The organism is Ferrovibrio sp. (genome assembly GCF_029255545.1).
GTDB lineage: Bacteria > Pseudomonadota > Alphaproteobacteria > Ferrovibrionales > Ferrovibrionaceae > Ferrovibrio.
Genome location: NZ_JANLJJ010000098.1, coordinates 1 through 13,213 on the forward strand (window position 1 = coordinate 1; position 13,213 = coordinate 13,213).

At 65.2% G+C, this 13,213-nt stretch carries 15 protein-coding genes; 10 read left to right on the plus strand and 5 right to left on the minus strand.

The window, feature by feature from the left end:
* The coding region (locus Q1J79_RS19180) for a hypothetical protein (protein ID WP_300303695.1) at positions 1–322 on the plus strand (322 nt) is incomplete at its 5' end.
* On the opposite strand, the gene Q1J79_RS19185 is transcribed toward Q1J79_RS19180, so the two are convergent.
* Entirely contained in the window at positions 303–923 is a 621-nt protein-coding gene (locus Q1J79_RS19185) for a glutathione S-transferase family protein (protein WP_300303698.1), read from the minus strand. The genes Q1J79_RS19180 and Q1J79_RS19185 overlap by 20 nt on opposite strands.
* 74 nt (positions 924–997) lie before the next feature.
* Between Q1J79_RS19185 and Q1J79_RS19190 the strand changes: the two genes are divergently transcribed.
* Genes Q1J79_RS19190 through queG form a run of 3 tightly spaced genes read left to right on the plus strand, consistent with a single transcriptional unit; the run spans position 998 to position 3,160 of the window.
* Positions 998–1,666 carry a glutathione S-transferase family protein gene (locus tag Q1J79_RS19190; RefSeq protein ID WP_300303701.1) on the plus strand — a complete coding sequence of 223 codons (669 nt, stop codon included), beginning with the start codon at positions 998–1,000 and terminating at the stop codon, positions 1,664–1,666.
* 23 nt (positions 1,667–1,689) lie between these two features.
* Positions 1,690–2,043 carry a RidA family protein gene (locus Q1J79_RS19195; RefSeq protein ID WP_300303704.1) on the plus strand — a complete coding sequence of 118 codons (354 nt, stop codon included), beginning with the start codon at positions 1,690–1,692 and terminating at the stop codon, positions 2,041–2,043.
* Between the two features lie 4 nt (positions 2,044–2,047).
* Positions 2,048–3,160: a tRNA epoxyqueuosine(34) reductase QueG gene (gene queG, locus Q1J79_RS19200; RefSeq protein ID WP_300303706.1), complete on the plus strand. Its 1,113-nt coding sequence runs from the start codon at positions 2,048–2,050 to the stop codon at positions 3,158–3,160.
* Here the strand turns inward: queG and Q1J79_RS19205 are convergent.
* Entirely contained in the window at positions 3,147–3,920 is a 774-nt protein-coding gene (locus tag Q1J79_RS19205; protein WP_300303708.1) for a tetratricopeptide repeat protein, read from the minus strand. The genes queG and Q1J79_RS19205 overlap by 14 nt on opposite strands.
* 66 nt (positions 3,921–3,986) lie before the next feature.
* Between Q1J79_RS19205 and Q1J79_RS19210 the strand changes: the two genes are divergently transcribed.
* Together Q1J79_RS19210 and Q1J79_RS19215 are read left to right on the plus strand one after the other, a co-directional pair.
* Positions 3,987–4,415, plus strand: a complete 429-nt coding sequence (locus Q1J79_RS19210; RefSeq protein WP_300303711.1) for a RidA family protein — start codon at positions 3,987–3,989, stop codon at positions 4,413–4,415.
* Positions 4,416–5,285, plus strand: coding sequence for an SDR family oxidoreductase (locus Q1J79_RS19215; RefSeq protein ID WP_300303716.1), 870 nt, complete (start codon positions 4,416–4,418; stop codon positions 5,283–5,285).
* Between the two features lie 4 nt (positions 5,286–5,289).
* Here the strand turns inward: Q1J79_RS19215 and Q1J79_RS19220 are convergent, their stop codons facing one another.
* From Q1J79_RS19220 to Q1J79_RS19230, 3 genes are read right to left on the minus strand one after another with little or no spacing between them, the layout of a single operon-like run.
* Positions 5,290–6,036: an alpha/beta hydrolase gene (locus Q1J79_RS19220; protein ID WP_300303719.1), complete on the minus strand. Its 747-nt coding sequence runs from the start codon at positions 6,034–6,036 to the stop codon at positions 5,290–5,292.
* Positions 6,037–6,074: 38 nt separating this feature from the next.
* On the minus strand, positions 6,075–6,854 hold the full coding sequence (locus tag Q1J79_RS19225; protein ID WP_300303722.1) for a DUF2927 domain-containing protein: 780 nt from the start codon (positions 6,852–6,854) through the stop codon (positions 6,075–6,077).
* 11 nt (positions 6,855–6,865) lie between these two features.
* Positions 6,866–8,110 carry a DUF2927 domain-containing protein gene (locus tag Q1J79_RS19230; protein ID WP_300303725.1) on the minus strand — a complete coding sequence of 415 codons (1,245 nt, stop codon included), beginning with the start codon at positions 8,108–8,110 and terminating at the stop codon, positions 6,866–6,868.
* Positions 8,111–8,354: 244 nt separating this feature from the next.
* On the opposite strand from Q1J79_RS19230, the gene Q1J79_RS19235 reads away from it, so the two are divergent.
* From Q1J79_RS19235 to Q1J79_RS19250, 4 genes are all read left to right on the plus strand, one after another.
* Positions 8,355–9,470 (plus strand): glycosyltransferase family 4 protein, encoded by a 1,116-nt coding sequence (locus tag Q1J79_RS19235; protein ID WP_300303728.1) that lies wholly within the window; start codon positions 8,355–8,357, stop codon positions 9,468–9,470.
* An 85-nt stretch (positions 9,471–9,555) separates the two neighbouring features.
* Positions 9,556–11,544 (plus strand): threonine--tRNA ligase, encoded by a 1,989-nt coding sequence (gene thrS / locus Q1J79_RS19240; protein WP_300303731.1) that lies wholly within the window; start codon positions 9,556–9,558, stop codon positions 11,542–11,544.
* Positions 11,545–11,603: 59 nt separating this feature from the next.
* Positions 11,604–12,146 carry a translation initiation factor IF-3 gene (infC, locus tag Q1J79_RS19245; protein ID WP_300303749.1) on the plus strand — a complete coding sequence of 181 codons (543 nt, stop codon included), beginning with the start codon at positions 11,604–11,606 and terminating at the stop codon, positions 12,144–12,146.
* A gap of 81 nt (positions 12,147–12,227) precedes the next feature.
* The coding region (locus Q1J79_RS19250) for an NADPH:quinone oxidoreductase family protein (protein ID WP_300303734.1) at positions 12,228–13,213 on the plus strand (986 nt) is incomplete at its 3' end.

Genomic DNA, 13,213 nt, shown 5'->3' on the forward strand with positions numbered 1-13,213 from the left:
TTCGGGCCTGAAAATCCCGGAATCGCCGGTTTCAGGCCTGGTCCGGGGCCAAAAACCGCTTGCCGGAGCCGGAATTGGCGCCCATACGCCGCGTTACGCGCCGTTACGCGCCGTTACGCCCCACTACGCGCCGATAAGCGCCGATAAGCCAAACGAACCTCAACGAACTCAAACGAACCTGAACGAACCCGAACGAACTCAAACGAACCCGAACGGACCTGAACGAACCGAAACGAGCCGAAACGAACCCAAACGAACCCAGATGGCCGTCTTCACTCCCCAGGCCTTCATTCCCCCGGCCTTTATTCCATGGCCACCATGACATGCCGGGCATAACCGGGGCGGGTGGCCAGCCGGCCATGCCAGGCCAGCAGGTGGGGCAGGTCGGGCCGGGTGATGGGGAAACGCAGCCAGCGCTGCACATGGCAGCCCAGCGGGATGTCGCCCATGGTCAGCCGGTCGCCGCCCAGGAAGGGCTGGTTGGCCAGATGGGCATCCACCCGGCCCCAGAGCTCGGCCAGCCGGCTTTCGGCGGCGGTCATGGCGTTCAGGTCGGCATGCACCGGGTCGCGCACGAAACCCCAGAACAGCACCCGCATCGGCTCGCCCAGGGTGGTCGGCAGCCAGTCCATCCAGCGGTCGGCCTCTGAGCGCGCCACCGGGTCGGCCGGCCAGAGTGTACCGGCCCCGTAACGGCCCGCCAGATAGCGCACGATGGCGTTGCTTTCCCAGTGCAGGCTGCCGTCGCTGTCCTGCAATGTCGGCACCAGGCCGTTCGGGTTCATGGCGCGGTAGGCCGGCGAATCGAGGCCGCCAAACGGCCCGCCCAGCGGGACATGCTCATAGGCCAGGCCCAGCTCCTCGGCCGCCCACAGCACCTTCTGCACGTTCACCGAAGAGCCGCGGCCCCAGATTTTCAGCATGTTTCCGGTATCCCCAGTATTTATCCGGACCTGAATCTTTTTCGTCCGTGTGAATACGACTAAACTCCGCGCCCATGCGCAAGCTGTACCATCTGTGGCTGTCGCCCCAGTCCCGCAAAGTCCGCGTCCTGCTCCGCGAGAAGGGGCTCGAATTCGACCTCGAGGTCGAGAAGGTGTGGGAGCGCCGGCCGGAATTCCTCGCCATGGACCCCACCGGCGAGGGTCCCGTGCTGGTCGAGCATGACGGCCGCGTGCTGGCCGAGAGCCAGGCGATCTGCGAATACCTCGACGAGGTCTATCCCAACAAGATGCTGCTCGGCTTCGATCCGCCCTCGCGCGCCGAGACGCGCCGGCTGGTCTCGTGGTGGGACCACAAATTCGGCCGCGAGGTGTCCGAGCCGCTGGTGTTCGAGAAGGTGATGAAGCGTTTTCTCGGCATGGGCCATCCCGAATCCGCCGTGATCCGCATCGCGCATGCCAATTTGAAGATCCATCTCGACTACATCGGCTGGCTCACCGAGCGGCGCAACTGGCTGGCCGGCGAGGATTTCAGCCTGGCCGACATCGCTGCCGCGGCGCATTTGAGCTGCATCGATTATCTCGGCGATATCCCGTGGGACGATTACGCCGGCGCCAGGGACTGGTATGCGCGGGTGAAGTCGCGCCCCAGCTTCCGGCCTTTGCTGGCCGACCACATCCCCGGCCTGCCGCCGCCGAAGCATTACGCCGATCTGGATTTCTGAAAACCAAACAAGGAGCATTCCCCATGTCCATCCGCCGCATCGATGTCGGCCCGCGCATGAGCCAGGCCGTGGTGCATGGCAAGACGGTCTATCTCGCCGGCCAGGTCGCCGCCGATCCCAAGGCCGATGTCACCGGCCAGACCGAGCAGATCCTGGCGCAGATCGACAAGCTGCTGGCCCAGGCCGGCACCGACAAGACGCGCATCCTCTCGGCCAATGTCTGGGTGGCGGATATCAAGACCTTCGCCGACATGAACAAGGCCTGGGATGCCTGGGTGCCGAAGGGCAACACGCCGGCCCGCGCCACCACCGAGGCCAAGCTGGCCGCGCCGGAATACCGCGTCGAGATCGCCTGCATCGCCGCCCTGCCGGACTGATGGCATGAGCGCCAGAGACCGCATCCGGGCGCGCGCTCTGGCCGAAGGATTCGATGCGGTCGGTTTCACCACCACCGACCGCATCGGCCCGGAGCTGGCCGAAAAACTCGATGCCTTCATGGCGCTCAGGCGCCATGGCGAGATGGCCTGGCTGGAAGAAAAGGCCGAGCGTCGCCGCCATCCGCGCGCCCTGTGGCCCGAGGCGAAAAGCATCATCGCGCTGGGGCTGAATTATGGCCCCGATACGAACCCCCTTGAGGTGCTGGCGCAGCGCGACCGCGCCGCGATCTCGGTCTATGCCCAGGGCCGCGACTATCATCTGGTGGTCAAGAAAAAGCTGAAAAGCCTGGCCGGCTGGATGCACCGCGAATGGGGCGACGAGGTGAAGGTCTTCGTCGATACCGCGCCGCTGATGGAAAAGCCGTTGAGCGCCGCCGCCGGCATCGGCTGGCAGGGCAAGCATACCAATCTGGTGTCGCGCGCGTTCGGCTCCTGGCTGTTCTTAGGGATCATCCTCACCACGCTGGAGATCGAGCCGGAGCCGGCGGAAGCCGATCATTGCGGCAGCTGCGCGAACTGCCTCGATGTCTGCCCGACCAAAGCCTTCCCGGCGCCGTACCAGCTCGATGCGCGGCGCTGCATCTCCTATCTCACCATCGAATATGGCGGCATCATCCCGCATGAATTCCGCAAGCCCATGGGCAACCGCATCTATGGCTGCGACGATTGCCTGGCGGTCTGCCCATGGAACAAGTTCGCTTCCACGGCGCGCGAGGCCACGCTGCAGGCCAGGCCGGAGCTGACCGCGCCGCTTTTGCTGGAGCTCGCTGCGCTGGACGACATGACGTTCCGCGAACGCTTCAGCACCAACCCGGCGAAACGCATCGGCCGCGACCGTTTCGTGCGCAATGTCTGCATCGCGCTGGGCAACAGCAATGATGCCGCAGCTGTTCCGGTGCTGGAAACGCTGGCCGCCGATCCGGCCGCGCCGGTGCGTGCCCATGCCGTCTGGGCGCTGAAACAGCTGATGCCGGCGGAAGATTTCGCGCGTTTCGCAGCTTCGCGGGAAAAGGCCGAGTCCGATCCGGCGGTGCGGGCCGAGTTCAGTCGGCCCTGACGTCCATCTTCTCGATATACAGCCCGGCCGAGATGGCGGCGGCGCTGTCTGGCGCGATCAGCCGCACCTGGATCAGGTCGGCCCGCGCGGCTTTCCTGTCGCCGGCCTCGAAGCGCAGGATGCCGCGTTCCAGCAAAGCCTCGGGCAGGCGCGGATTGAGCGCCAGCGCGGTTTCGGCATCTTCCAGCGCGCCTTTAGGATCGCCGGTCTGCCGCCGCGCCGAGGCGCGCAGGGCCAGCGCATCCTCGCGCGTCGGATCGAGGCCGAGCACGCGATCGAGATCGGTGCGCGCCGCCTGGTAATCGCCCAGCGCGGCCAGGCTCATGGCGCGGTCGATCAGCAGGTCGGGCGTGTCAGGCACGGCTTTCAGCGCGATATCCAGCAGCTGTTTGGCGCGCTGCGGCTGCTCGGCCAGCAGCCAGGCATTGGCGGCCTGGTCGAGCAGGGCGACGGTGAGATGCGGCGCCTGCTTCTCGGCCAGCGGCAGCAATTGCTCGATGCGGTCGGCGGCGTCGCCGTAATGCTTCATCTCGACCAGCGCCAGCGCCGCGCAATGCGCCGCCGGCAGGCCGCCGCCGGTGGCCTGCCAGAGCTGGGCCTGGGCGAAGCCTTCCTCGGGATTCTTGCGCATCAGCGCCAGGCAATCCTCGTAGGCGGCGCCTTCCAGCACGCGCGAGGGCTGCTGCGCCGCCGCGAATCCGGCGCCCAGCGTGAAGAGAGCACTGGCGCCCAGAATTGCGGACACTATCTTGGCAGGCATCGTCATGGCGCCGGAGAGTGGCCGGCCGTCATGGCAAAAGCAAGGCATGCGATGCCTGGAGGCTAAATGCCAGTATTGAAGCGACATGATCCTTCCTCCTTATGGCAAGTACCAGAGCCATTCCAAGCCATCTACAGCCACGGTGTGGAGGTTCCGTCAGGAGCACGCTTGCTGATGATTTCCGGGCAGGTCGGTGTCGATCCGGAAGGTAAAGTGGCTGATGCGTTTATCCCCCAGTGTCAGCAGGCAATGGCAAATGTGGAGGCCATGCTGGTTGCCGCCGGAATGCAGGCATCCGACCTTGTCAAGGTGACATACTATCTGACCCACGCCGCCGATCTGGCCGATTTGACCATGTTGCGGCAGAAACGCTGGGCCTCCATCAGGCCGCCGGCCGTGACGACCCTTGTCGTTTCCGCGTTAGCACGTCCGGAGTTTTTAATCGAGATTGAGGCCATGGCGGCGACCACAGACACATATTCCGGCGGTGACTAGATGAGCGTATTGTTCTGTTTTGGGCTGGGGTTCAGCGCAAAAGTCCTGGCCGCAGGGCTGAAGGCGAAGGGCTGGCGCGTCATCGGCACCAGTCGCAGTCCGGAAAAGACCGCCGCGCTGACGGCGCTGGGGTATGATGGCCATGTCTTCGATGGCATGGCGCCGTTAAGCGATCCCTCCGTGCTGGCGGCGGCGACGCATATTTTGGTCTCGGTGCCGGCCGAGGACCAGGCCGACGCGGTGTTGCGCTGGCATGCCGCCGATATCGCCAAGCTGAAAAACCTGAAATGGCTTGGTTACCTCTCCACCACCGGCGTCTATGGCGACCGTGGCGGCGACTGGGTGGATGAGCAGAGTGAGCTGCGGCCGACGCAGGCGCGCAGCCAACGCCGCGCCGAAGCCGAGGCCGGCTGGCTGAAACTGCATGCCGAGCATGGCGTGCCGGTGCATGTATTCCGGCTGGCCGGCATCTACGGGCCGGGCCGCAACCAGCTGGAAGGCGTGCGGCGCGGCTCCGCCCATCGCATCGTCAAGCCGGGGCAGATTTTCTGCCGCATCCATGTGGAGGATATCGCGCAGGTGCTGGAAGCCTCGATGGCGAAACCCAACCCCGGCGCGATCTACAACCTGGCCGATGACGAGCCGGCGCCGCCGCAGGACGTGGTGCAGTATGCCGCCGAGCTGCTTGGCCTGCCGGTGCCGCCGGCCATGCCGTTTGATGAAGCAAAGCTCTCATCCATGCAGGCGAGCTTCTATGCCGACAGCCGCCGCGTGCGCAATGACAGGATCAAAAGCGAACTGGGCGTGACGCTGCAATATCCAAGCTATCGCGAAGGCCTGCGGGCCCTGCTGTCCACCCTCCAGTCATAAACGCTCAGAGCATCAGGCTCCACACCGTCTCGACCAGCAGCTCCAGATCCTGTGGCCGCGACAGGCGGTGGTCGCCGTCCTTGATCAGGGTCAGCCGCGTGTCGTCGCCGCGGAAAGCCTCGATGGTCTTCACCGCATGCTGGTACGGCACGTCGGGGTCCTGCATGCCCTGCAGGATGCGCACCGGCCTGTCAAAAGCGATGCCGGCCTTCAGGATGCCATGCTCGCGCCCCTCGGTGATCAGCTTCAGCGTATATTCATAGGGCTGGTCGGAATAGTCCGAAGGCTCACGCAGGATGCCATCGTTGAGCAGCGTGGCGCGCTGCGCCTCGCTCATCCGCGCCCACATCAGGTCTTCGGTGAAATCCAGCGCCGGGGCGATCAGCACCAGGCCGGCGACTTTCTCGGGCATCGCCAGCGCCGCCAGCGTGGCGAGCCAGCCGCCCATGCTGGAGCCGACGATGATCTGCGGGCCGCGGCAGATGCTCCCCAGCACCGCCAGCGTGTCGTCCTTCCAGCGGCCGATGCTGCCATCGAGGAAACGGCCATCGGACTGGCCATGGCCAAAATAGTCGAACCGCACAAAAGCGCTGCCGCGCATGCGGGCGGCGGTTTCCAGCGCCATCGCCTTGCTGCCCGTCATGTCGGACTTGAAGCCGCCGCAAAACAGCACACCGGGCTGGCGGCCGGGCGTGGCGCAATAGGCGATGCGGTTGCCGTCGGGTCGGGTGAGGAATTGCGTTTCGGTCATGCCGCCTATTTAGCGGCCTGGGCGACGAGTTACCATGCCTAATGCTGTTTCAGCCTGGCGGCCAGCTTCTCGATATAGGCCGGAAAGCCCGGGCGCGGCTGGTCGGGATAGGCTTCATGCCGCAGCTCGGCCATGATCTCGTGCGCCTGGTGCAGGGCGGGCCAGCGTTGCAGGCCTGGTTTCATCCGCCCGTCATACAGGGTGCGCAACAGCAGCTCGTCGGCTTCGGTCATGTCCTGCAGTCTGATATTGCCATAACTGAGGATCGAGTAGGTGGTGTGCGGATGGCCGTAGAATCCGAAGCCGTGCATCATTTCATGCACGATGCATTGCTCCGGTGACAATGTCTGCATCTGCCCATAGAAGGCGTTCGGCATGTTGATGTTGAGGTGCAGGATGACCTTGGTCATATGGCCGTTGCGATCAGCCAGAGGCACGGCATAGCAGAAGGCCGTTTGGCCGGAAGCGAGCTTGAAGTTTTCCACATTGCTGAACACGAGAGCGAAGTTGGCCGCCGATACATGCGGCACCTTATAGGCTTCGACACCGGCAATCGCCGCCATGCGCAGGAGGGTCGCTTCGGCAAAGGCCAGCCGCGCGGCATCATCGGTGCGGCCATCTGCGGCATAACGGATCGGTTCGGTCCATTTCATGACGAATCCGCGCGCCAGGGCGGCTTCATCAAAGGCGCGGACCAGCTGGTCGTGGCTTTGCAGCGGCGGCTTCCAGTCGCGGCCGAGACAGGCGGAAAGCAGGGCTATGCAGGCCAGGGCTATTCCAGCCAGGGCAGCACGGTGACACAGCCAGCCGGGTTTCACGGCGCTGCCGCTTATTTGGCGGCCTGGGCGACCGGTTTCCATGCTCCGGCGCGGCGTTCGGCCTCGCCGCGCTGCTCGGCCGCCAGTTCGACCGACAGGCTGTCGCGATTCTTTTCCGCCAGCTTGTTGCCGGCTTTTGCCGACAGGATGAACCATTTCAGCGCCTCGACCTTGTCGGCGGCGAGGCCGTGGCCATTGCGCAGCATGGTGCCCAGATTGTTTTGCGCCGCCGCCTGTCCGCCATCGGCGATATCGGCGTAGATGCGCGCGGCGCGTTCCTGGTCGCGTGGCACGATCCGGCCGAACTGCAACGCATAAGCGGCATCGAAGCGCTGCGCCGGATCGGTGCTGGCCGCTGCCCGGTCGAGCCAGGCTTGCGACCGCGCCGGATCGAGATCGGCGCCCTTGCCGGAGCGAAAGGCTTCGGCCAGATGCAACATGGCGCGCACGTTGCCGGCTTCCGCCTGCTTGACGATGCTGGCGCGGATATCGGCCAGCACGGCGTCGGGGGGCGTTGCCGGCGGCGCCGATGGATTCAGCGCCCGCCGCTTTTCCTCGATGATGCCATTGGCCAGGGCGACGGCGTGGAGTCGCGGCATGCCGGTCTTGATGCGATGGTCATACAGCGTCTGCAGCATCACGATATCGGCCTCGGTCGGTTCGAACACGAAGCGCGTCGTGTAATAGCTCATGATCGAATGCAGCTTGTGCGGATGGCCACGCAGGCCGAAGGCATGCAGCAATTCATGCTGGATGCATTGGCTGATGCCGGCCTGGTAGGCGAAGTTGATCTGAAGCTCGACCCAGCTCAGGCGGCCTGTCCAGCCGTCGCTGTTCCACGAGGTCAGGCAGCCGGCCTTGCCGCCGCTTTTCGTCCGCAGATTGTCGGTGTTGAGGAAAATGATGCGGAAATTGACGTCCTTGCCGCCAAGCGCGCCTTCCTTGACCACCACCCCAGCCTTGTCGGCGATGGTTTTCAGGGTCTCGACCGTCTCGGCGATGCGGGCCTTGTCGTATTGCATGCCGTCGAGGCTGTAGACGATCGGATGGTCCCATCTCACCACCACGCCGGTCAGCGTGGCGCCGGCGCCGAATCCGGTGACGCCTTGCGACGTATCGGCATAGAGCGCAGCAATATCGAAACCGCGCAGGATGTCTTCATGGGACGGATTCTTCCCGGTGGTCTGCGCCGCGGCCGGGCCGGCACAGGAAAGGCCCGCGACCAGCAGCCAGGCGGCGCCCAGCAATGTGGCCATGGTCGACCGCACAATTGCGGCCGGGATGCAGGATCGTTGCCCCATGCGCTACCCCCTCTTGCCCGGCGCTCTCTTGCCCGGCACTCTCTTGCTATGGGGGCGGCTTTGCGCTACCCCCGCAGGCGCGGCCTGTCCTGGCCAGCCCCTCACCCTGCCGGCCTTCATGCCCGATACCCAGATTTCTACCCCAGAGACACCCATTTCGGGAAGACCACCCGCAATACTGCAGGTTCTGCCGGCCCTGGTGACCGGTGGGGTCGAGCGTGGCACGGTGGATACCGCCAAGGCGCTGGCCAAGGCCGGCTGGGTTTCCTACGTGGCCTCGGCCGGCGGGCCGATGGTGCGTGAGCTGGAACGCGCCGGGGCGAAGCATTTCACCCTGCCGCTGGCCAGCAAGAATCCGCTGGTCATGCGGCGCAATGCCGACCGGCTGGAAGAGCTGATCCGGACCCTGCCGGTGGACCTGGTGCATGTGCGCTCGCGCGCGCCGGCCTGGTCGGCCAAGGCGGCGGCGCAGCGCTGCGGCGTGCCCTTCGTCACCACCTTCCACAACGCCTACAAGTCGCATAACTGGTTCCGCAAGCTGTGGGCCGGGCCGATGGCCAAGGGCGACATGGTGGTGGCGATTTCCGACTTCGTCGCCGATTACGCCAACAAGGCCTTCGGCGTGCCGCGCAACCGCCTGACCGTGATCCCGCGCGGCACCGACCTGAGCAAATTCGATCCCGGCCGCATCTATCCCGAGCGCATGGCCAACCTGGCGCAGCAATGGCGGCTGGTGGACGGCCTGCCGGTGATCCTGCTGCCCGGCCGGCTGACGCGCTGGAAGGGCCATACCGTGCTGCTGCGCGCGCTCGGCCTGCTGGCCAAACAGCGCGGCAAACAGGATTTCATCGCCGTGCTGTCGGGCGACCATCAGGGCCGCGAGACCTATCGCGCCGAACTGGAAGGCCTGATCGTGCAGCTCGGGCTGGATCGCTGCGTGCGCCTGCCCGGCGACTGCAAGGACATGCCGGCGGCCTACATGCTGGCCGATGTGGTGGTGTCGGCCTCGACCTTCCCGGAAGGCTTTGGCCGGATCGCCGTCGAGGCGCAGGCGATGGGCAAGCCGGTGATCGCCACCGACCATGGTGGCGCGCGCGAAACCGTGCTGCCGGGCGAAACCGGCTGGCTGGTGCCGCCGAACGATCCCAAGGCGCTGGCCGAGGCTCTGGGCCAGGCCCTGATGCTGTCGCCCGAACGGCGCATGGCGATCGCCGGACGGGCGCGACGCCACGTGATGGAGCATTTCACCGTGGACGCGATGTGCGAGGCCTATATCAGGGTCTACACCAAGCTGCTGTTCCCCGGGCAGGGCTGAAATCCCGCCTCTGTGCCGGGGCGCGCCCGGCTTGACAGGGGGGCCCGGGCGGCTAGGCTGCGCCCCCTTGGAGGTCCGTTAACCCATGTCCCAATCCCCTGTTTCCGCCGCCGAAATCCGCGTCACGCTGCCCGATGGCAGCACGCGAACTTATCCGGCCGGCGCGACGGGCGCGGATGTGGCGGCCTCGATCGGCGCCGGCCTGGCCAAGGCGGCGCTGGCGATCCGGCTGGACGGGGTTTTGCGCGACCTCAAGACTCCGATCAGCCGGGATGCCCGGCTCGAAATCGTCACTCTGAAGGACAAGAACGAGGCCGAGCTGCTGGAGCTGATCCGCCATGACGGCGCCCATGTCATGGCCCAGGCGGTGCAGGAACTGTTCCCCGGCACCCAGATCACCTTCGGCCCGGCCACCGAGGATGGTTTCTATTACGATTTCGTGCGCGACGAGCCGTTCACGCCCGACGACTTCGCCAAGATCGAGCAGCGCATGGCCGAGATCGTGAAGCAGGATTTGCCGATCACCCGCGAGGAATGGCCGGCCGAGAAGGCCGTCGGCTATTTCCGCCGCATCGGCGAGACCTACAAGGCCGAATGGGTCGAGGAGATTGCCAAGCGCGGCGAGGCGATTTCGATCTACCGCCAGGGCGAGACCTGGCTCGACCTCTGCATGGGTCCGCATCTGCCCTCCACCGGCAAGCTGCCCACCGCGTTCAAGCTGATGAAGGTGTCGGGCGCCTACTGGCGCGGCGACGCGAAAAACCGCCAGCTTCAGCGCGTCTATGCCACCGCCTGGCGCGACCAGAAGGAGCTGGACGCCTATCTGAAGCGCCTGGAAGAGGCCGAGAAGCGCGACCACCGCCGGCTGGGCAAGGAGATGGGCCTGTTCCACCAGCAGGAAGAAGCCGCCGGCATGGTGTTCTGGCACCCGAAGGGCTGGACGCTGTACCGCACGCTGGAGCGCTACATGCGCAACCGGCTGGAGCATGCGAAATATGTTGAGGTGAAGACGCCGCAGCTGGTCGACCGCAAGCTGTGGGAAGCCTCGGGCCACTGGGAGAAATTCCGCGAGAACATGTATCTGGCGGAAAACGAAGAGGGCATCCGCGACTATGGCAGCGATCCGGACCAGCGCGTCTTCGCGCTGAAGCCGATGAACTGCCCCTGCCATGTGCAGATCTTCAACCAGGGCCTCAAGAGCTACCGCGACCTGCCGTTGCGCATGGCCGAGTTCGGCTCCTGCCACCGCTTCGAGCCGGGCGGCGCGCTGCACGGCATCATGCGCGTGCGCAACTTCACCCAGGACGACGCGCATATCTTCTGCACCGAGGACCAGATCATCTCGGAAAGCCAGTCATTCTGCGAATTGCTGCGCGGCATCTACAAGGATATGGGCTTCACCGATGTGCGGGTGAAATTCTCCGACCGGCCGGAAAAGCGCGCCGGCTCGGATGCCACCTGGGACAAGGCGGAAGACGCGCTGAAGCAGGCCTGCGTCGCCGCCGGCCTGGACTACACGATCAATCCCGGCGAAGGCGCCTTCTATGGTCCCAAGCTGGAATTCGTGCTGCGCGATACCATCGGCCGCGACTGGCAATGCGGCACCCTGCAGGTGGATTTCGTGCTGCCCGAGCGGCTCGACGCCGATTATGTGGGCGCCGATGGCCAGCGCCATCGCCCCGTCATGCTGCACCGGGCCATCCTCGGCTCCTTCGAGCGCTTCATCGGCATCCTGCTCGAGCATTATGCCGGCCGCCTTCCGCTGTGGATGGCGCCCCTGCAGATCGCGGTGGCGCCGATCGTCTCGGATTGCGATGCCTACGCGCAGAGCGTGGCCGACCAGCTCGATGCCGCCGGCCTGCGCGTCGACACCGACCTGCGCAACGAGAAGATCAACTACAAGATCCGCGAGCTCAGCCTGGCCAAGGTGCCGGTCATCCTGGTGGTCGGCAAAAAGGAGGCGGAGCAGGGTACCGTCACCCTGCGCCGGCTCGGTTCGGACGCTCAGGAAACCATTGCTTTGGCCGACGCGATTGCTAGATTGGCGGCCGAAGCGCGGATGCCCTCGGCTTGAGGCCGAGCCGGCTCTGCCCTAACACACTGATTATGTTGCAACTACTTTAGGAGCGCGTCATAGCCCGTCCCCCATTCAATGCCCCGCCGACGCCGAAAACCGACGGACCGCGGGTCAATTTCGAGATCGACGTTCCGCAGGTCCGCCTGATCGACGCTGTCGGCGAAAACCGCGGGGTCGTCACGATCCGCGAAGCCCTCAAGATCGCTGAAGAGGCCGGGCTCGATCTGGTCGAGATTTCACCGACCGCCCAGCCGCCCGTCGCCAAGGTCCTCGATTACGGCAAGTACAAATACGAGGAACAGAAAAAGGCGGCCGAGGCGCGCAAGAAGCAGAAGGTCATCGAGATCAAGGAGATCAAGCTCCGCCCGATGATCGACACGCATGATTACGACGTGAAGATGCGAGCGATGCTGCGTTTCCTCGAGGAAGGCGACAAGGTGAAGGTCACCCTGCGCTTCCGTGGCCGCGAGATGGCGCACCAGGAGCTGGGCATGAAGCTGCTCGACCGCGTGCGCGAGGATCTCGGCGACAAGGCCAAGATGGAACAGACGCCCAAGATGGAAGGGCGGCAGATGACCATGGTGATGGCTCCCAAATAATCCGGGAGCGGGTGATGGCGCCGGTTTGCAATCGGCGCCATTTCTGTATCTGCAGACAAGAAAATCCAGGGAGTAGAGACAATGACGGCTGGCGTCGCGAAAGCCATGGTGTGCAAGGCCTGGGGTGGCCCGGAGAGTCTGGTGCTGGAGGATCTGGCGCTGCCGGCCCTGGGCCCGAAGGACGTGCGCATCAAGGTGCATGCCGCCGGCCTGAATTTCCCCGACACCCTGATGATCGCCGGCAAATACCAGTTCAAGCCGGCCTTCCCCTTTGCGCCCGGCATGGAATGCGCCGGCGAGATCGTGGCCGTGGGCGAGAAGGTCGGCGACCTGAAAGCCGGCGACCGCGTCATGGCCACCACCGGCAACGGCGCCTTTGGCACGGAAGTGAACTGCCCGGCCAGCAACGTGTTCAGGATTCCCGCCAGCATGCCCTACGAGGTCGCGGCCGGTTTCCCGATCACCTATGGCACCACCTGGCACGCGCTGGTCGATCGCGGCCGGCTGAAGAAGGGCGAGGTGCTGCTGGTACATGGCGCGGCCGGCGGCGTCGGGCTGAATGCGGTGGAACTCGGCCGCGAGCTGGGCGCCATCGTGATCGGCACCGTGGGCTCGGACGAGAAGGCGGCGATCGTGAAGGAATACGGCGCCACCCATGTGATCAATTATTCCAAGGAAAGCATCAAGGACCGCGTCAAGGAGCTGACCGGCGGCAACGGCGCCGACGTGATCTATGATGCGGTCGGCGGCGATGCCTTCGACCAGTCGCTGCGCTGCATCAACTGGGATGGCCGGCTGCTGGTGATCGGTTTCGCTTCGGGCCGCATCCCGGAAGCGCCGGCCAACCTGGCGCTGATCAAGGGCTGCAGCATCGTCGGCGTCTTCTGGGGCGCCTTCGCTGCGCGTGAGCCGGAGAAGAACCGCGCCAATTTCGCGGCCTTGCTGGCGCTGTATGAGCAGGGCCGGCTCAAGCCGCATGTCTCGGTCACCTATCCGCTCGAGCAGGTGCCGCAGGCGATGCAGGCTTTGCTGTCGCGCAAGACCACCGGCAAGGTGGTGATCAAGGT

Coding starts and splice junctions, on each gene's coding strand:
- Q1J79_RS19185 (WP_300303698.1), bottom strand. CDS start 923: ATGCTGAAAATCTGGGGCCGCGGCTCTTCGGTGAACGTGCAGAAGGTG.
- Q1J79_RS19190 (WP_300303701.1), top strand. CDS start 998: ATGCGCAAGCTGTACCATCTGTGGCTGTCGCCCCAGTCCCGCAAAGTC.
- Q1J79_RS19195 (WP_300303704.1), top strand. CDS start 1,690: ATGTCCATCCGCCGCATCGATGTCGGCCCGCGCATGAGCCAGGCCGTG.
- queG (WP_300303706.1), top strand. CDS start 2,048: ATGAGCGCCAGAGACCGCATCCGGGCGCGCGCTCTGGCCGAAGGATTC.
- Q1J79_RS19205 (WP_300303708.1), bottom strand. CDS start 3,920: ATGCCTGCCAAGATAGTGTCCGCAATTCTGGGCGCCAGTGCTCTCTTC.
- Q1J79_RS19210 (WP_300303711.1), top strand. CDS start 3,987: ATGCCAGTATTGAAGCGACATGATCCTTCCTCCTTATGGCAAGTACCA.
- Q1J79_RS19215 (WP_300303716.1), top strand. CDS start 4,416: ATGAGCGTATTGTTCTGTTTTGGGCTGGGGTTCAGCGCAAAAGTCCTG.
- Q1J79_RS19220 (WP_300303719.1), bottom strand. CDS start 6,036: ATGACCGAAACGCAATTCCTCACCCGACCCGACGGCAACCGCATCGCC.
- Q1J79_RS19230 (WP_300303725.1), bottom strand. CDS start 8,110: ATGGCCACATTGCTGGGCGCCGCCTGGCTGCTGGTCGCGGGCCTTTCC.
- thrS (WP_300303731.1), top strand. CDS start 9,556: ATGTCCCAATCCCCTGTTTCCGCCGCCGAAATCCGCGTCACGCTGCCC.